The sequence below is a fragment of the Streptomyces sp. NPDC030814 genome, assembly GCF_055572155.1.
The window spans coordinates 358,202-375,629 of record NZ_JBVIDX010000003.1 but is presented as its reverse complement, the minus strand read 5'-3'; the positions used below and the strand labels follow the sequence as shown (position 1 = coordinate 375,629).

At 72.3% G+C, this 17,428-nt stretch carries 14 protein-coding genes; 6 read left to right on the top strand and 8 right to left on the bottom strand.

Annotated features, from left to right (window positions below; genetic code table 11):
* Window positions 1-15 precede the first annotated feature (15 nt).
* The 3 genes from ACZ43N_RS08510 (at window position 16) to ACZ43N_RS08500 (ending at window position 3,028) form a co-directional block, all read left to right on the top strand.
* Entirely contained in the window at window positions 16-1,365 is a 1,350-nt protein-coding gene (locus ACZ43N_RS08510) for a DUF2252 domain-containing protein (protein WP_468095961.1), read from the top strand.
* A 62-nt stretch (window positions 1,366-1,427) separates the two neighbouring features.
* Entirely contained in the window at window positions 1,428-2,114 is a 687-nt protein-coding gene (locus ACZ43N_RS08505; protein WP_468095959.1) for a hypothetical protein, read from the top strand.
* Window positions 2,115-2,227: 113 nt separating this feature from the next.
* Window positions 2,228-3,028 carry a DsbA family protein gene (locus tag ACZ43N_RS08500; RefSeq protein ID WP_468095958.1) on the top strand — a complete coding sequence of 267 codons (801 nt, stop codon included), beginning with the start codon at window positions 2,228-2,230 and terminating at the stop codon, window positions 3,026-3,028.
* A 138-nt stretch (window positions 3,029-3,166) separates the two neighbouring features.
* Here the strand turns inward: ACZ43N_RS08500 and ACZ43N_RS08495 are convergent, their stop codons facing one another.
* Complete coding sequence (locus ACZ43N_RS08495) at window positions 3,167-3,799, bottom strand: hypothetical protein (RefSeq protein WP_468095957.1); 633 nt, start codon at window positions 3,797-3,799, stop codon at window positions 3,167-3,169.
* A gap of 213 nt (window positions 3,800-4,012) precedes the next feature.
* Between ACZ43N_RS08495 and ACZ43N_RS08490 the strand changes: the two genes are divergently transcribed.
* Window positions 4,013-7,159 carry a helix-turn-helix transcriptional regulator gene (locus ACZ43N_RS08490; RefSeq protein ID WP_468095955.1) on the top strand — a complete coding sequence of 1,049 codons (3,147 nt, stop codon included), beginning with the start codon at window positions 4,013-4,015 and terminating at the stop codon, window positions 7,157-7,159.
* Window positions 7,160-7,408: 249 nt separating this feature from the next.
* Window positions 7,409-9,058, top strand: a complete 1,650-nt coding sequence (locus ACZ43N_RS08485; RefSeq protein ID WP_468096463.1) for an alkaline phosphatase D family protein — start codon at window positions 7,409-7,411, stop codon at window positions 9,056-9,058.
* A gap of 34 nt (window positions 9,059-9,092) precedes the next feature.
* Here the strand turns inward: ACZ43N_RS08485 and ACZ43N_RS08480 are convergent, their stop codons facing one another.
* Window positions 9,093-9,662: a dienelactone hydrolase family protein gene (locus tag ACZ43N_RS08480; RefSeq protein ID WP_468095954.1), complete on the bottom strand. Its 570-nt coding sequence runs from the start codon at window positions 9,660-9,662 to the stop codon at window positions 9,093-9,095.
* Window positions 9,663-9,824: 162 nt separating this feature from the next.
* Between ACZ43N_RS08480 and ACZ43N_RS08475 the strand changes: the two genes are divergently transcribed.
* Window positions 9,825-10,940: a mechanosensitive ion channel family protein gene (locus tag ACZ43N_RS08475; RefSeq protein ID WP_468095953.1), complete on the top strand. Its 1,116-nt coding sequence runs from the start codon at window positions 9,825-9,827 to the stop codon at window positions 10,938-10,940.
* 92 nt (window positions 10,941-11,032) lie between these two features.
* Here the strand turns inward: ACZ43N_RS08475 and ACZ43N_RS08470 are convergent, their stop codons facing one another.
* The 6 genes from ACZ43N_RS08470 to ACZ43N_RS08445 form a co-directional block, all read right to left on the bottom strand.
* On the bottom strand, window positions 11,033-11,773 hold the full coding sequence (locus ACZ43N_RS08470; protein WP_468095952.1) for an SDR family NAD(P)-dependent oxidoreductase: 741 nt from the start codon (window positions 11,771-11,773) through the stop codon (window positions 11,033-11,035).
* A 29-nt stretch (window positions 11,774-11,802) separates the two neighbouring features.
* On the bottom strand, window positions 11,803-13,389 hold the full coding sequence (locus ACZ43N_RS08465; RefSeq protein ID WP_468095951.1) for a Na+/H+ antiporter: 1,587 nt from the start codon (window positions 13,387-13,389) through the stop codon (window positions 11,803-11,805).
* Window positions 13,390-13,536: 147 nt separating this feature from the next.
* A complete protein-coding gene (locus ACZ43N_RS08460; protein WP_468095950.1) occupies window positions 13,537-14,028 on the bottom strand; it encodes a GNAT family N-acetyltransferase in 492 nt (163 codons plus the stop codon).
* The gene (locus ACZ43N_RS08455) at window positions 14,025-14,969 is read right to left on the bottom strand and encodes an RluA family pseudouridine synthase (RefSeq protein ID WP_468095949.1); all 945 of its coding nucleotides are present in this window, start codon (window positions 14,967-14,969) and stop codon (window positions 14,025-14,027) included. Before ACZ43N_RS08455 ends, ACZ43N_RS08460 begins: the two co-directional genes overlap by 4 nt.
* A gap of 81 nt (window positions 14,970-15,050) precedes the next feature.
* Window positions 15,051-15,662, bottom strand: a complete 612-nt coding sequence (gene lspA, locus ACZ43N_RS08450; RefSeq protein WP_468095947.1) for a signal peptidase II — start codon at window positions 15,660-15,662, stop codon at window positions 15,051-15,053.
* A gap of 78 nt (window positions 15,663-15,740) precedes the next feature.
* Window positions 15,741-17,105 (bottom strand): TraR/DksA family transcriptional regulator, encoded by a 1,365-nt coding sequence (locus ACZ43N_RS08445; protein WP_468095945.1) that lies wholly within the window; start codon window positions 17,103-17,105, stop codon window positions 15,741-15,743.
* Window positions 17,106-17,428: the final 323 nt, after the last annotated feature.

The following is a 17,428-nucleotide window of genomic DNA, read 5'->3' as shown; positions in this document are numbered from 1 at the left end:
AGGAGGCACCCAGCGATGTCGGTTCCGCAGCTCAACGACGAGCGACGCGGCGAGGAGATCCTCGCCGTCTTCGACACCGCCTTCGGCCGGCTCCTGGCCGCCGACCCGGCCGCGTTCCGGGTGAAGTTCCGGAAGATGGCGGCCTCGGCCTTCGCGTTCTACCGGGGTACGGCGTGCCTCTTCTACCACGACCTGAGCGAGGCGAGCTCCGGGTGGGGCGGCGGGGACACCGACACCGGCCCCTATCTCGACGAGCGCACCTCGCGCGTGTGGATCCACGGCGACCTGCACGCGGAGAACTTCGGCACCTACATGGACTCCACGGGCCGGCTCATCTTCAACGTGAACGACTTCGACGAGGCCTACGTCGGCCCCTTCACCTGGGACCTGAAGCGCTTCGCCGCCTCCGTGGCGCTCGTCGGGTACGCGAAGGCACTCAGCGACGAGCAGATCACGGAGCTGGTGACCGTGTACGCGGCCGCCTACCGGGAGCGGATCCACGCGGTCGCGGCGGGCGCCAAGCGGGACGAGGTGCCGCCGTTCACGCTGGACACCGCGCAGGGCCCGCTGCTCGGCGCGCTGCGCGACGCGCGCTCGCTGACGCGTTTCGGGCTGCTCGACTCGATGACCGAGATCCGTGACTTCGAGCGCCGCTTCGCACCGGGCGGCGGCTCCATCGAGCTGGACGCGGCCACGCGCTACAAGGTGCTGGCCGCCTTCGACGGCTATCTGGAGACGCTCCCGGAGTCCTCCCTGACCCGCCCCGACTCGTACCGGGTGAAGGACGTCGTGGGCCGCCGCGGCATCGGGATCGGCTCGGCCGGGCTGCCGTCGTACAACATCCTGCTGGAGGGCGCCACCGACGCCCTGGAGAACGATGTGGTGATCTACATCAAGCAGGCCCAGACCCCGGCCGTCTCCCGCCACATCACCGACCGGCGGATCCAGGACTACTTCCAGCACGAGGGCCACCGCACGGTGATCTCCCAGCGCGCCCTCCAGGCCCACGCCGACCCGTGGCTCGGCTGGACCGAACTGGACGGCGCGGGCCAGCTGGTCGCCGAGGTGTCGCCGTACGCGGTGGACCTGGACTGGGGCGACATCGACGACCCGGAGGAGATCGCGGCGGTCGTCGCCGACCTCGGCCGGGCCACGGCCACCATGCATGCGGCGGCGGACGACCTCTCCGGCCAGTCCCTGGTGCCGTTCTCCACGGAGCGGGCCATCGACGCGGCGATCGCCGCCGACGAGGAGGGATTCGCTCCCCTGCTGGCGGACTTCGCGCACACCTACGGCGCACGCGCACGTGCGGACCACCAGATCTTCGTGGACCTGTTCCGCAACGGCCGGATCCCGGGCCTGTAGGGCAGCGCACAGGGAGCCTTTAAGGCTCCCTTACAGGGGTACGTGGGAGACTCTCCAGCGGTATGGACATATCCGGGACCCACATCAGAGCCGTGCGCGCGGCACTGTTCACGGCACTCGTCGTGACGCTCAGCACCGCGTCGCACGTCCTGCTGTCCCGGGCCCCGCTGCCGCTGGTCACCGTGGCCGCGATCACCGCCGCCGTCTTCGTCGTCGCGTACGCGCTGGCGGGCCGCCGTGAACGTGGCTTCGGACGGATCGCCGCCGTGCTGATCCCGCTGGAGCTGGCAGCCGACACGGTGTTCACGGCAGGTCAGCACGCCTGCTACGGCGAGGCGGGCGGCCCGGTCACGGGTCCGCTGCGCCAGGTCGGCCTGGACGTTCTGTGCGGCGGCAGCGTCGGCGCCCCGCTGGCGCGGGTCACCGGCCACTCCGACCGGGCGGCCACTCTTCTGTCGGGCGCCGGACCGGCCGCCGCCTGGCTGCTGCTCGCCGCGCACATCGGTGTGGGTCTGCTGGCCGCCGCCTGGCTGCGGCGGGGTGAGCGGGCGCTGGCCCAGCTGCTCGGCGCCGCAGTCGCCGCCGGTTTCCGGCCGCTGTTGCTCGCGGTCGCCGCGGTCACACTGCCCTGCGCCCCGGCGAAGCAGCGGCCGGCCCGCACCGCGCACCGCCGGGCCACCGCGCGCACCCTTCTCTTCGCCCACTCCCTGGGACGGCGCGGACCGCCGTGCTCGGTCACCTTCGCGTGACCCTTCCGGGCGTTCGGTGAGCCACGGGCTCCCGGGCGCTTGCGAGCACGAGCAGTCCACACCCACGTATCCCGCGCACCGGCGTGTGCGCGTCCCCCAGGGAGTTCACCCACATGAGCAATCGGAACAGCAAGGCGGCGAAGTCGGCGGCCCGTGAGCGGCTGCGGCTGGAGCGCGAGCGTCAGGCCAAGCGCGCGAAGGTCAGGCGGCAGATGATCGTGGCCGCCTCGGTCGTCGCGGTCCTCGCGGCGGCCGGCGGTATCGGCTACGCCGTGGTGCAGACCAGCAAGCCCACCGCGTGGGAGGCCGCCGCCGAGGCCACGGTGGTCGCGCCCGCCAACACCTCGGGCAGGAACGGCACCACCGTCGTCATCGGCGACTCGAAGACCGACAACGTGGTCCACCTGTACGAGGACCCGCGCTGCCCCGCCTGCGCCCAGTTCGAGCAGACCGTCGGTGAGACGGTCGACAAGGGCATGGAGGACGGCGACTACAAGCTGTCCTTCACCCTGGGCACCTTCCTCGACGGCAATCTCAGCGGCGAGGGCTCGAAGAACGCGCTGAGCGCGATGGGCGCCGCCCTGAACGTCAGCCCCGAGGCCTTCCTCGACTACAAGGCCGCGCTCTACTCCGCGAAGTACCACCCGGAGGAGTCGACCGACAAGTTCGCCGACGACAGCTATCTGATCAAGGTGGCGAACACGGTCGACGCCCTGAAGAACAACAAGAAGTTCCAGGACGCCGTGGAGAAGGGCACCTACGACGCCTGGGCGATGAGGATGAGCAAGTCCTTCGACCAGTCCAAGGGCGTCCGGTCGACCCCGACCATCAAGATCAACGACAAGGTGGTCGGCAACCCGTCGTCGGTCGCCGACTGGGAGAAGTCCCTGAAGGACGCGGGCGTCACCAAGTAACGCCCGGGTTCGCGCCGTTCGCCGTCGCCGTGCGGCGGGCGGGTGTTCCCGGAGGCCGCCAGGAACACCCGCCCGCCCGGTCCGCCCGCGGCACCTGGCCGGCGGAGGCAGAGGGCCCGGCCGAGCCGGCCGGCCCTGTTACGGCGCGATGTACGGCTTGACGCGCTTGCGGTAGTCCTCGGGGCGCACCTCGTTGTAGTACTTGTCCGCGTCCTCGCCCTTCGAGGTGAGGATGTAGTACGGGCACTCGTCGGACTCGGCCTTGCCGGTGTACGTGTACTGCTCCTTGCCGGTGCGCGCCTCGACCACCCGCAGCCGGTACGTGGTGTTGTACGTCTTGATCTTCAGCGGCTTGCCGTCGGCCTCCATGTCGCACACCTTGCCGGTCGCGGTGGCCTTGGTGCGCTCGACGCAGACGACCAGTTCGGCCTTCTCCGGCTTGTCCATGTAGTCGAGGAACCAGCCCTTGGGGAAGTCGCCGTCGGAGGGCACGCTGCTCGTCCAGCCGTCGCCGTCGCTCCGCATGAGCTGAGCCGGGTGCACGGACTTCTTCGCGCGGTCGTAGGACGGCAGCCCCTTGAAGCCGAGCCCGTCACTGCAGACGCGCTCCAGGTCCTGGGTGGTCACCGGCACCTCGGGCGTGTCCGCCGCGGCCCCGCCCGACGACGATCCGCCGCCGCTGCCCGCCCCCGTGGACCCGGTGGATGACGAACACCCGCACAGGGCCACGCCCAGCACCCCGGCGACGGCCCAGATCCGGGCACCCTGCATGACGACCTCCCAGCGCAACGAGAAAAGTGGCAGGCAGGGCATGTCCCCCCGGGCCATGCCCTGTCCCCCTGCCCTGCCGGAAGGAAGCGTGCCCCGGTGCCGGGCCCCCGGCCATCGGGGAAGATCCCCCATATAGTTGTGCGGCCCCTGTGAAGGCGGGTACTACCCTGTACGCCTCGAAGGCGTATTCGACGCGGCGCAGGGAGCCTTGAGGTGTCGTCGTTCTCATCACTGTCGGCACCCGCGCTGGTCGGCAGGGAGGCGGAGCGGGACCTTCTGGCCTCCGCCGTGCGGGCGGCCCGCGAGGGGCGGGGTTCGTCGGTGTTCGTGCTGGGCGAGCCCGGCATCGGGAAGTCCCGGCTCGTCGAGGAGGCCGCGTCCGCCGCGGCGCGCTGCGGAGCACGGGTCCTGCGTGGGCGGGCGGCGTCGGCCGGGCGCGCCGTGCCGCTGCGCCCGCTCGCGGAGGCCGTGTTCTCCGCGCTGCGCGGGCAGGGCGCGCCCTCGGACAGTAACCTGGGCCTGTACGAGCCCCTGCTGTCCCGGCTGTGCGGGCTGGCGCCGGAGGACGGGGCGCCCCTCGTCGGGTACGCCGAGGCGGTGTTACGGCTCCTGGCGGTGCTGGGCCGTGACGGCGCCTGTGTGCTGGTCCTTGAGGACCTGCACGACGCGGACGCCGACACCCTCGCCATCGTCGACTATCTGGCCGACAACCTGGCCGGCCAACGGGCGGTCCTGCTGGCCACGTTGCGCGGCGAACCCGGCCCCGCCCTCGACCTGGTCGAGGGCGCCGCGTCCCGCCGCACGGCCCGCTCGCTGCGGCTGACCCGCCTCGGGCCCGCCGGCACCGCCGAACTGGCCGCCCGCTGTCTCGGCCACGGCGACGCGGACGAGGTGCCCGCGGCCGTACTGGAGCGGCTGCATGCCGTCTCCGAGGGTGTGCCCTTCGTGGTCGAGGAACTGCTGCGGGCCATGGTCGACGGCGGCAGCCTCGTCCGGGACAGCGCCTGCGGCTGGACGGTGGCCGGTTCCCTCGACGCCGGTGTCCCCGCGACCGTCGCCGCCGCCGTCCTGCAACGCGTGGACCGGCTGGCGGCACCCGGCGTGGCGCTGCTGGAGGCGGCGGCGGTCCTGGGGCGACGGTTCCCGGTGGACATCGCGGCCCGCGTCGCCGGTCTCGACCGCGCCACCGCCCTCACCCATCTCCGCCACGCGGCCCACGCCGACCTGGTCTCCGGCGGCTCCCCCTCGCAAGAGCCCGGCTGGCACTCCTTCCGCCACGCCCTGACCGCCGACGCCATCGCCCACCGTCTCCTGCCCACCGAACGCGCCGCCCTCTGCCTCGCCGCCGCCGACGCGATCGAGTCCGCGCGAAGCGCGGGACCGGTGCAGGAAACCGCGGGGGCCCCGCGGGACGGGGGCCCCGCCGGCGCGCGGACCCACGGCGACGGTACGGAACCGGAGGACCCGACGGCGGGCCGGGTCCGGGCCGAGGGTCGCAGCGGGACCGGAGCGGCGGACCCGGGCCACGCCGCCGGGCTCCACGAGCCCGGCGGGCTCATCGGCGGGGAGTCCGGCGACGATCTCGACCGGCTGGCCGCCGAGTTGTGTGTCGCAGGTGGCCGACGGGCGCGGGCCGCCGTCCTGCTCACCCGCGCCGGGCGGCAGGCCGTCGCACGCGGCGCACTGCTGACGGCGGCGGAACTCCTCGACCGGGGGCTGGAGTTGACCGCCGGCGCCCCGGACAGCCCGCCCGAGGTCGTGGCCGGGCTGCTGGAGGAACTGCTCCGCACCCTGGTCCTCACCGGTGACGTCCGGCGCGTACCGGAGCTCGGGAACCGGCTGGACGACGTCCTGACCGCGTCGGGCGCGCCGTCCATCCGGCGGGTGGCGGGCTTCGTGACCCGGGCCCGGGCCGCGGCCACGGCACAGCAGTGGGAGGAGGGCCTGGCCACCGTACGGCGGGCGAGGGAACTGCTCGGCGACGACCCCGACCCCGGGTCGCGGGCCTCCCTGGATGCGGTCGCCGCGCACCTGGTCCTCAACTCCCGGCGCCCGGACCGGCTGGAGACCGCACGGGCGCTCGCCGAGGGTGCCGTTGCCACCGCCGAGGCGGTCGGACTGCCGGAGGTGAGCTGCAAGGCGCTGAACATGCTCGGCTACTGCCTGCGGCCCCAGAGCCTCGCCGAGGCGGAGAAGACGTTCGCCCGCCTGGTGGCGACGGCCGAGGCCCACGCCCTGCCGGTGTGGCGCATCCGCGGTCTGCTGGAGCTCGGTGTGCTCGACCGGCTCCGCTTCACCGGCACGGACCGCCTGACGGCCGCACGGAGGGCGGCCGAGGAGACCGGCGCGACCCTCATGACGGCCTGGGCCGACATGCATCTGACCCTCGCCCATGTGCTCCGCGACGAACAGGACCTCGCGGTGGAGTCCGCCCGACGGCTGCGGGAGACGGCCGGGCGGCTGCGGCTGCGCGAGGTGCAGCTGATCGGAGTCGGCGTGGACGGCATCGTCGCCGCCGCGCTCGGTGAACGCGAGCGCCTGCAGACCACCCTGGAGGCCCTGCGGAACGCGCTGGCCGGACGGAGCGCGGGGGCGGTCTGGGGCTACGACACCTCCGTATGGGGATGGGCCCAGGGCATCTGCTCCCTCATGCGGGAGGAACACGACCGCGCCCTGGCCGAGTTCACCGAGGCGGACCGCGTGATGCGCGCACTGCCCAGCACCCGCGGGGTCAGCGGCTTCCTGGGGCCCTATCTGCTGCTGCGCACCCTGCGGGGCACGGTCGGCTGGGCGGAGCTGGACGGCCCCGGCACCGACCGGCTCACCCAGGTCCACTGGGACCGCCCCTTCGTCGGCTGGTCCCGAGCCGTGCTGCTGGGCCGTGAGGGCCGGTCGGCCGAGGCCGCGAAGTCCGCGGAGGAGGCCCTGGTCGGGACCGGCGCCATCCCTCTCGCGGCCCACCTGTGTCTGCGTCTGGGCGCCGGGGCGGCCCTCTCCGACGGCTGGGGCCGGCCGGTCGAATGGCTGCGCTCCGCCGAGCAGTTCTTCCACGACCGGGGCACCACCAGGGTGTCGGCGGCGTGCCGCGCCCTGCTGCGCGACGCGGGCTCCGCCGTCCCCCGGCGCCGCCAGGGACACGACACCATCCCGGCGGAACTGCGGCGGGCAGGAGTGACCGCCAGGGAGTACGAGGTGCTGCAACTGCTCGGCCGCCGCTTCGGCAACCAGGAGATGGCCGAGCATCTCTTCCTCTCACCGCGCACCGTCGAGAAGCACCTGGCGAGCCTGCGCAACCGCACGGGCTGCGGCGACCGTGCCGCTCTGATCGCCCTGGCACTGAGGTACGCCGACGGTCGGTGACACCCGGCGGGCGGCCACGGACGCCCGCACCAACCGACGCCCCCGACACGCCCGACACGCCCGACACGCCAATGCGACCGACAAGACCCTTGCGACCGGCACGACCGGCCAACAGGCCACCGCGATCTGAACATTGAGCGGATTTCACGTCATACGCCTTACCCAAATCGCTACTGATCAGTAATCTCATCCGCCGTGACCAGTCGCAGATCTCACTCCAGCCCCGGTGTCCCCGCCGACCCCAGAGGCATGTCGCCCGCCCGGCCGGGCCTCTCGTCCTCCGCTCCGCGCCGCCGTACGGTCGTCAAGGCGGCCGCCGCGGGCGCGGTCCTCACGGCACCACTGGCCGCCGCGTTCCCCGCGAGCGCCGCCGACGCCCCCGCGTTCCTGCACGGTGTCGCCTCCGGCGACCCGCTGCCCGACGGTGTCCTGCTGTGGACCCGTGTGACACCCACCTCGGAGGCCGTACCCGGCTCCGGAGTCGGCCCGGACGTCGAGGTCGGCTGGACCGTCGCCCTGGACAAGGCGTTCACCACCGTCGTGGCCAAGGGCTCGGTCACCGCGACCGCCGCCTCCGACCACACCGTGAAGGCGGACGTCCGCGGCCTCGCCCCGGCCACCGACTACTGGTTCCGCTTCTCGGCCGGCGGCACCGACTCGCCCGCCGCCCGCACCCGCACGGCCCCCGCCGCCGACGCCGCCCCGGCAGGGCTGCGCTTCGGCGTGGTCTCCTGCGCCAACTGGGAGGGCGGCCACTTCGCCGCCTACCGCCACCTTGCCGCGCGTGGCGACCTGGACGCCTGGATCCACCTGGGCGACTACATCTACGAGTACGGCACCGGCCAGTACGGCAGCCGCGGCAAGGTCATACGACCGCACGCTCCCACCCACGAGATCGTCTCCCTCGCCGACTACCGCGTCCGGCACGGCCGTTGCAAGACGGACCCCGACCTCCAGGCGCTGCACGCGGTCGCGCCGGTCATCGCGATCTGGGACGACCACGAGATCGCCAACGACGCCTGGTCGGGCGGGGCCGAGAACCACACCGAGGGCGCGGAAGGCACCTGGGCGGCCCGTCGGTCGGCGGCCAAGCAGGCGTACTTCGAGTGGATGCCCGTGCGCCCGGCGATCGCGGGCACCACCTACCGCCGGCTGCGCTTCGGCAAGCTCGCCGACCTCTCACTGCTCGACCTGCGCTCCTACCGCTCCCAGCAGGTGGGCGTCGGCAACGGCAAGGTCGACGACCCGGACCGTACGCTGACGGGCCGGGCCCAGCTCGACTGGCTGAAGGCGGGGCTGAAGTCCTCCGACACGACCTGGCGGCTGGTCGGCAACGCCGTGATGATCGCGCCGTTCGCCCTCGGCAACCTCACCGCCGATCTGATCGAACCGCTGACCGAGCTGCTCGGCCTCCCGCAGGAGGGTCTGGCCCTCAACCCCGACCAGTGGGACGGCTACACGGACGACCGCCGCGAACTCCTCGCCCATCTGCGGGAGAACGCCATCCGCAACACGGTCTTCCTCACCGGCGACATCCACATGGCCTGGGCCAACGACGTGCCCGTCAACGCCGGTACGTACCCGCTGTCGGCCTCCGCCGCCACGGAGTTCGTCGTCACCTCGGTGACCTCGGACAACCTCGACGACCTCGTCAAGGTCCCCGAGGGCACCGTCTCGGCGGTGGCCTCCCCGCTGATCCGCGCCGCGAACCGGCACGTCCACTGGGTCGACACCGACCGGCACGGCTACGGCGTCCTCGACGTCACCGCCGCGCGGGCGCAGATGGACTTCTACGTCCTGTCCGACCGGACGAAGCCCGACGCCAGGTCCTCGTGGGCGCGCTCGTACCGGACGCGGAGCGGGACGCAGAAGGTGGAGCGGACGTACGACCCGGTGTAGTCCGCCCGTACCGGTCCGGGCCGCGCTTCGTCCGTCAGAGGGTTTCGAGGAAGCCGAGGGCCACCCGCCAGGTGGCCTCGGCGGCCTCCTCGTCGTAGTCGGGCAGGTCGGAGTCGGTGTAGAGGTGGCCTGCGCCGGCGTACCGGTAGATCTCCACGTCGGCGCCGGCCTTGCGCATCTGGAGGTACCAGGCGCTCAGCCAGTCGTCCGTCTCGAACGCGTCGGGCTCGGCCACATGGAGCTGCACGGGCAGGCCGTCCACGGAGGCGGTGGCCGCGATGTCCGACGTGCCGTGCAGGAGCAGCAGCCCGCGGGCCTTCGCGTCGCCCAGGGCGAGGGTCTGCGCGGCGGCGGCGCCGAGCGAGAACCCGGCGTAGACGAGCCCTCGCTCCGAGTAGGGAGCGGCGGCCAGGACCGCCCGCTTGAGCAGCTCCTCCTTGCCCAGCTCCTCGTTGAAGGCCATGCCTTCCTCGACCGTGTCGAACGTCCGTCCGTCGAAGAGGTCGGGGGTCCACACCTCGTGTCCGGCGGCCCGCAACCGTTCCGCGGCCCGGTGGACCGCCGGTCTGAGGCCGTAGGTCGAGTGGAAGAGCATGATGTTCATGAGGCCATGGTGCCAGCCGGGTACGACAGTGACCGGCGCCGGTCCGGTGTGGGTGCGGCGCCGATTCCGACGGCGGTCCGTACGCGTGCCGAGGGGCCCGTACCCAGAGCGCGTCCGAAGTCACATGTTCATCACCCCGCGCCGGCGGTTACGTTCGAAGGCATGGAGAACCTACTCCGCCCACTGATCGTCATCGGTGGTTCGGTCGTCCTGACGCTCGTCATCGGCTGGGCCACCGACCTACTGCTGCGCAAGGCGGACCAGCGGCACCACGAGACACCTCTGTGGGGCCTGCTGCGCCGCGGCCGCATCCCCTACCAACTGGTCCTGTGCGCGGCCTTCCTCAGAGCGTCGTACGACGAGGCGCAACTGCTGGAGCAGTACCGGACCGCCATCGGCCGGACCCTGACGCTGGTGCTGATCGGGGCGACGGCCTGGCTGGTGATCCGTATGGCGGCGGCGGTGGTGGAGACCTCGTACAGCAGGTACGCCCGTGCCCACCGCGACCCGGCCCGGGTACGCCGGGTGCGGACCCAGGTGACACTCATCATGCGGGTGGTCTCCGCGATCGTCGGTGTGGTCGCCGCGGCCGCCATGCTGCTGACCTTCCCGCAGATGCGGGCCGCGGGCGCCTCCCTGCTGGCCTCGGCGGGTCTCCTGGGCATCGTCGCCGGTATCGCCGCGCAGTCCACACTGAGCAACCTGTTCGCGGGGCTCCAGATCGCCTTCGGCGACATGGTCCGCCTCGGTGACGTGGTCGTGGTGGAGGGCGAGTGGGGCACGGTCGACGAGATCACGCTCACGTTCCTGACCGTACGGACCTGGGACGAGCGCCGGATCACGATGCCCGTGTCGTACTTCACCTCGAAGCCCTTCGAGAACTGGTCGCGCGGCGGCGCCCAGATGACCGGCACGGTCTTCCTGCACGTCGACCACGCCGCTCCGCTGCCGCAGATGCGGGAGAAGCTCCGCGACATCCTGCGGGAGTGCCCCGCGTGGGACGGCCGCCACTACGACCTGACCGTCACCGACTCGACCCCGTCCACCATGGAGGTCCGCGCCCTGGTCACCGCCAAGGACCCGGACGACCTGTGGACGGTCCGCGTCACGGTCCGGGAGCAGCTGGTCCGCTGGCTGACGGAGACCCACCCGTACGCCCTCCCGAGGGTCAACACGGCCGACGCGGTCCTCCCCCCGACCCACCCCCGTCCGGACGCCCATCTTCCCCGCCCCACCCGAAGCCGGGTCCACGAAACCCCGAGGTCGACCGGGAGGTGACGGCCGGGGCCACGACAGGACCCTGGTCGTGTCGACGGCGGGTGCCCGCGCCCTCGGGGCCGGCACCCGCCGTCGCGGCTTCCAGTGGTTCCTCAGTGGCCCCTCTCCGCACCCCCGTTGACCTGTATGACCTGTGCGGTGATGTGGCCGGCGCCGGGCGAGGCGAGCCAGCGCAGGGTCTCGGCGACGTCGGCCGGTGTACCGGCCCGGCCCGTGGAGGTCTCGGCGATGAGCCGGGCGCGCCGGGCCTCCTCCATCGACCCGCCGAAGAACTCGGTGTCCTCGATGTATCCCGGCGCCACGACGTTCACAGTGATCCCGCGGGGCCCGAACTCCCGCGCCAGGTCGAACGCGTACGGATGCAGCGCCGCTTTGGACGCGGCGTACGCCCCGCTCCCCGAGCCCCGGTACGCGGCGATGGACGACAGGAACAGCACCCGCCCGCCGGGCGAGGCCAGCTGCTCCCGCAACGCCTCCGTGAGCAGCACGGCGGTCAGCGTGTTCAGCCGGAAGTTGACCTGCCAGTCGTGCGCGACAGCATCGAGCGGATCGTCCCTCTCCGTCCGGGGCTCCAGTCCACCGTTCCCGCCGGCACTGTGGATCAGCACGTCGACGGTGCCGAGTTCACTGCGCACGAACTCGGCGGCCCCTCGCACGTTCTCCGCGTCGGCGAGATCCGCCGCGTATGTGACCGCCCCGTCCACCTGCGCCTTCTCCAACACCTCGGCCCGCCGCCCGAGCAACAGGACCCGATCCCCACCCGCGGCGAACACCTGCGCCGCCGCGAGCCCGATCCCCGTACCGCCACCACTGATCACCACGTTGCGTGCCATGCCCCGACCCTATGAAACATGCCGCCCGGTCACCGCAGGCTCCGCACATCCAGATGCCGAAGCACCCGGTCCACCACCTCGGGATCCGCCCCCGGCTCACTCCGCGCCGCCAACACCTCGTGCCGCGCCGCGCTCAACATTTCCCCCTGGATCCGCCGCATCCGCCGCAGCCGCCGCACCCGCTGCTCATGGCCCTCGCGCCGCTCCTCCTCCCCCATCTCGGGGCTGATCCGCACCCCGATCTCGAAGGCCCGCCGCAGCAACCGCTCGGCCATCTCCTCCGGCAGCTCCTCCTCGTCCTCGATCTCATGCAGCCGCCGCTTCGCCGCCTTCGCGGCCCGCACGGCCAACTCCTTCCGGAACTCCTTCTCGGCGCCTTCATCCGCCCGCACCCCCAACCGCCGTACGAGCCAGGGCAGCGTCAGCCCCTGCAGCACCAGCGTCGCCATGATCACACCGAACGCGATGAACACGATCTCGTCCCGATCGGGGAAGGGCCCCCCGTCCGACGTCTCCAGCGGAATCGCCAGCGCCAACGCCACGGACGCCACGCCCCGCATCCCCGCCCACCACATCACCACGGTCTCGCGCCACGACATCGGGATCTCCTCCTCGTAGTCACGCCGCGCGTGCAACCGCCGGGCGAGCCACGTGGCCGGCAGCAGCCACACCAGCCGGACGAGCACGACCACGGCCACGACCGCCGCCGCCCAGCCCAGCATGTCCGGCCACCGTCCGGACGCCGTCCTGATCGCGTTGTGCAGCTCCAGCCCGATCAGCCCGAACGCCACCCCGGTGACCAGCGTGTCCACGACGTCCCAGACGGTGTGCCCGGCGAACCGCGTCATGACGTCGTCCGCGCCGAGCGCGTACTCCGCGAGGAACAGCGCGGTGGTGAGCACGGCGAGCACCCCGGACCCGTGCAGTTCCTCGGCCATCACATACGCCGCGTACGGCACGAGGAGGGTCAGACCGATCTGCAGGGTGGCGTCGTCGACGAAGTCCATCAGCTTGTTGGCCGCCCAGCCGAGCGCGAGTCCCACGGCGACGGCCACGACACCGGAGAGCAGGAGCTGGAGCGCGGCACGGGGCAGCGAGAACGAGCCGCTGACGGCGGCCGCGATCGCCACGTGGTAGAGCACGATGGCGGTCACGTCGTTGAAGAGCCCCTCGCCCTCCAGGATCGACACCAGCCGCCTCGGCAGCCCGAGTTGGCCGGCCACGGCCGTCGCGGCCACCGGGTCGGGCGGTGCGACCAGCGCGCCCAGCGCCACGGCGGCCGCGAGGGGCAGCCCGGGCACGATCGCGTTGGCCACGGCGGCCACCGCTGCGGTGGTCACGAACACCAGCGCCACGGCCAGCAGGAAGATCGGCCGCCGGTTGGCCGCGAACTGCCGCCAGGAGGTCCGCCGCACCGCCGCGTACAGCAACGGCGGCAGCAGCAGGGGCAGGATGAACTCCGGCGGGATGTCGATATTGGGCACGAAGCCCGGCAGGGCGAGGGAGATCCCCAGCAGCGTCATCAGCACCGGCGCCGGCAGCCCGAAACGCTCCCCCACCGGCACGCTCAGCACGGCACCCAGCAACAGGACGAACAACAGGGCCAACTGATCCACGCGGAGCACCCCGACGAGGTCTGGACGATTACCTCAACAGCCCCCCAGAGTGCCACGCCCCGCCCGTACCAGCCGATCCGCCCCCACGCCGCCCCGCGGTCGCCCCCGCGACCCGCTGTCCGCGAAATCCGGCAGGCGGCAGGCGCCCTACAGCGACCGTCGCATCGCCCGGTGCGGTATCCCCGCGTCCAGGAACTCCGGCCCGTACGCCTCGTAGCCCAACCGCTCGTAGAACCCCAGCGCATGCGTCTGCGCGCCCAGGTCCAGCGCGGTCAGCCCGCGCGCGCGTGCCGCCTCCTCGACGGCCCGCACCAGCGCGATGCCGACGCCCAGCCCGCGAGCCGCCCGCACGACCGCCAGCCGTCCCAGGGACCCGACACCCGGCTCCCCACCGGTCTTTCCGGCGGCGGCCTCACCGTGGAGCAACCGTCCCGCCCCGAGGGGCACCCCGTCCTCCCGCACGGCGAGTACATGCACGGCCACCTCGTCGTACGCGTCGTACTCGAGGTCCTCCGGCACGCCCTGCTCGACGACGAAGACCTCCTTGCGCACCGCGAAGCACGCCTCACGGTCGGCCGGGTCGTCGGCGACGCGCACGGCGTAGGCGACCGGCTCCCGGCTCGCGCGGACGTCGCTCACGCGTACGTCTCCTCCCGCACCTGGTCGAGTGCCTTCTGCAGATCGGCCGGATAGTCGCTCTCGAACTCGACCCAGCGCCCGTCCCCTGGGTGCTCGAAGCCCAGCCGGACGGCGTGCAGCCACTGGCGGGTGAGGCCGAGGCGCTTGGCGAGCGTCGGGTCGGCGCCGTACGTCAGGTCGCCCACGCAGGGGTGCCGGTGGGCGGACATGTGGACGCGGATCTGGTGCGTGCGCCCGGTCTCCAGCTTGATGTCGAGCAGGGAGGCCGCGCGGAACGCCTCGACCAGGTCGTAGTGCGTGACCGACGGCTTGCCCTCGGCGGTGACCGCCCACTTGTAGTCGTGGTTCGGGTGCCGCCCGATGGGCGCGTCGATGGTGCCGCTCGTCGGGTCGGGGTGGCCCTGGACCAGCGCGTGGTACCGCTTGTCGACGGTCCGCTCCTTGAACTGGCGCTTCAGGAACGTGTACGCGTACTCCGACTTGGCGACCACCATCAGGCCGGACGTGCCCACGTCGAGCCGGTGCACGATGCCCTGGCGCTCGGCGGCGCCGGACGTCGAGATCCGGTAACCCGCGGCGGCGAGCCCGCCGATGACGGTCGGCCCGGACCAGCCGGGGCTGGGGTGCGCCGCCACACCGACCGGCTTGACGATCACGACCACGTCATCGTCGTCGTGGACGATCTCCATGCCCTCGACCGGCTCGGCCACCACCTGCACCGGCGCGGGCGCCTGCGGCATCTCGACCTCCAGCCAGGCCCCGCCGCGCACCCGCTCCGACTTGCCGACCACCGACCCGTCGACCGTGACCTTCCCCGCGGCGGCGAGCTCCGCGGCCTTGGTACGGGAGAAGCCGAACATGCGGGAGATGGCGGCGTCGACGCGCTCGCCCTCCAGGCCGTCGGGCACGGGCAGGGTACGGATCTCGGGAATCGTGCTCACCCGTCGAGTATGCCGGACCGCCACGACACGCCCGACCGCGCCTGTGGAAAACCCCCGACGGCCCCGGCCGTGCCCCGGAGCTCAGTCCTTGTGGACGGTGCCGTCCGGGTCGAGTCCCCGGAAGGACAGCAGCACGATCAGGATGCCGCCGCAGACGATCGCCGAGTCCGCCAGGTTGAACACGGCGAAGCCCTTGGGCGCGATGAAGTCGACGACGGCGCCCTCGAAGACGCCCGGCGAGCGGAAGATCCGGTCGGTGAGGTTGCCCAGCGCGCCGCCGAGGAGCAGCCCGAGCGCGATCGCCCAGGGCAGGCTGTAGAGCTTGCGCGCGAGGCGGGCGATCACCACGATCACGATCGCCGCGATCATCGTGAAGATGATCGTGAAGGCCTCGCCGAAGCCGAAGGCCGCGCCCGCGTTGCGGATCGCCTCGAACTTCAGCCAGTCCCCGATGATCTCGATCGGCTCGTGGTGCTCCAGCTTGGCGACCACGATCATCTTGCTGACCAGGTCGAGCGCGTACGCCAGCGCGGCGACCCCGAACAGCACGGCGATACGGCGCTTGCCGCGCGGGCGCGCGGGCGCGTCGGCCTGCGCCGCGTCTGCGCCGTTCCCGCCGTCGGACTGCTCCGGGTCCGTGCCCGCCGCCTCTGGGATGTCCGGCGTACCGATGATGCGCTCCGCCTCTGCCACGTGAGTCCCTCAACCTAGGTTCCTGACTGAGGACAAAGGTACGACACGACCCCGGTGGACCAGGGGCTCAGGCGAGGATCACTGTCGGCGTTCCTGTTTCTGCTTGCACTCGACGCACAGCGTGGCCCTCGGGAAGGCCTGCATGCGGGCCTTGCCGATCGGGTTGCCGCAGTTCTCGCAGAGGCCGTACGTGCCCGTGGCGAGCCGTTCCAGAGCACGCTCGGTCTGGTCGAGCATCTCGCGCGCGTTGTGGGCCAGCGCCAGCTCGTGCTCCCGCGTGATGTTCTTGGCACCGGTGTCGGCCTGGTCGTCGCCGGCCCCGTCGCCCGAGTCCCGCATCAGGCCCGTGAGCGACTTCTCGGACGCCTCCAGCTCCGCATGCAGGCGCTGCGCCTCGGACTGCAGCTCCGTGCGGGCCTCGGCGACCTCCTCGGAGCTCCAGGGGTCCTCACCGGGCCGTACCGCCAGCTCGCCGGGGTCCGCCGCGGCGGGCCGTGCCTTGGGGACGGCGGTGGGCTTCTTCGCCGCCGTAGCCGTACCAGGAGTGTTCTTCGCAACCACCGTCGTGGCTCCCGTCGTCTCGGCGGCCTCGGCCGCGCCCGCCGTCTTGACCTTGCTCTGCGCAGAGGTGCTCGCGGCGGTGCTCTTCTTGGATGTGCTCTTCCCGGCCGCCGGTTTCGCAGCGGCATTCTTCTCGGCCACCGCTTTCGTGGCCGCGCTCTTCCCGGCCACCGTCTCCCCGGCGGCACTCTCCTTCACCGCGGCCCTCCGGGCGGCCGTGGTCCTGCTCACCGGGGCCTTCCGGGGCGTGGTCCTCCGGGCGGCGTTCTTCTTCGCCTCGGTCGTCTTCGTCGCCTCGGTCGTCTCCGCCACTGTCCTCGTCGCCTCGGTCGTCTTCGTCGCCTCGGTCGTCTTCGCCACGGTCCTCGTCGCCTCGGTCGGCTTCCCCGCGGTCTTCTTTGCCGCGGTCTTCTTTGCCGCGGTCGTCTTCGCCACGGTCTTCTTTGCCGCCGTCGTCTTCGCCGCGGTCGTCTTCGCCGCGGTCTTCTTTGCCGCCGTCGTCTTCGCCGCGGTCGTCTTCGCCACGCTCGTCTTCGCCGGGGCCTTCCTCGCGGCGCTCGTCACGGCCGGGCCCGCCTTGGTCGCGGCCTTCGTCCCCGTACTCTCGGTCGCCTTCGTACCCTTCGCGCTCCTCGCGCTCTTCGTGGCCTTGGTGGTCTTCGTGCCGACCGCCTTCTTCCTGGTCACCCGCACGGCCCCGGCACCCGGCGTGCCCTCCTTCCCGGCGCCGGCCCTCGGCCCGACGGCGGCGGTCTTCGCGGCTCCCTTCTCCCCGGTGGTTCGCTCGGCGTCCGACTTCCGGGCGCTCGTCTTCCTGGTGGCCGCCTTCGCTCCCGGAGTCGCGGGGACCCGCTTTCTGCCGCTCACGTCCTTCGCCACCATGGCCGCGGCCCCTTCACATATTGTGATCTTGCACGCGAATCGTGCTGGGACGATAAATCGACCCGAGTCCCGCGGCAACGGGGCACACCACCCATTCCGACCGCCCCGCGACCGTCGCGCGGCGAGCCTGCAAGCGTTGTGCCCAGCTCCCCGCCGGGTATTCCGCCCCGCCGCAGGTCCCGGGATCCGGACGCCTGGGCCGCTCCATTCGGGTCACGGCGCAGGTCACCGGGTCACCCGGTCGCCGAGCCCGCCAAAGGCCCGGCCCGGCTCTCCACCGGCGGCACAAAACCGGTCGGCCGCTGTCCGCCCGGCGCCGTACA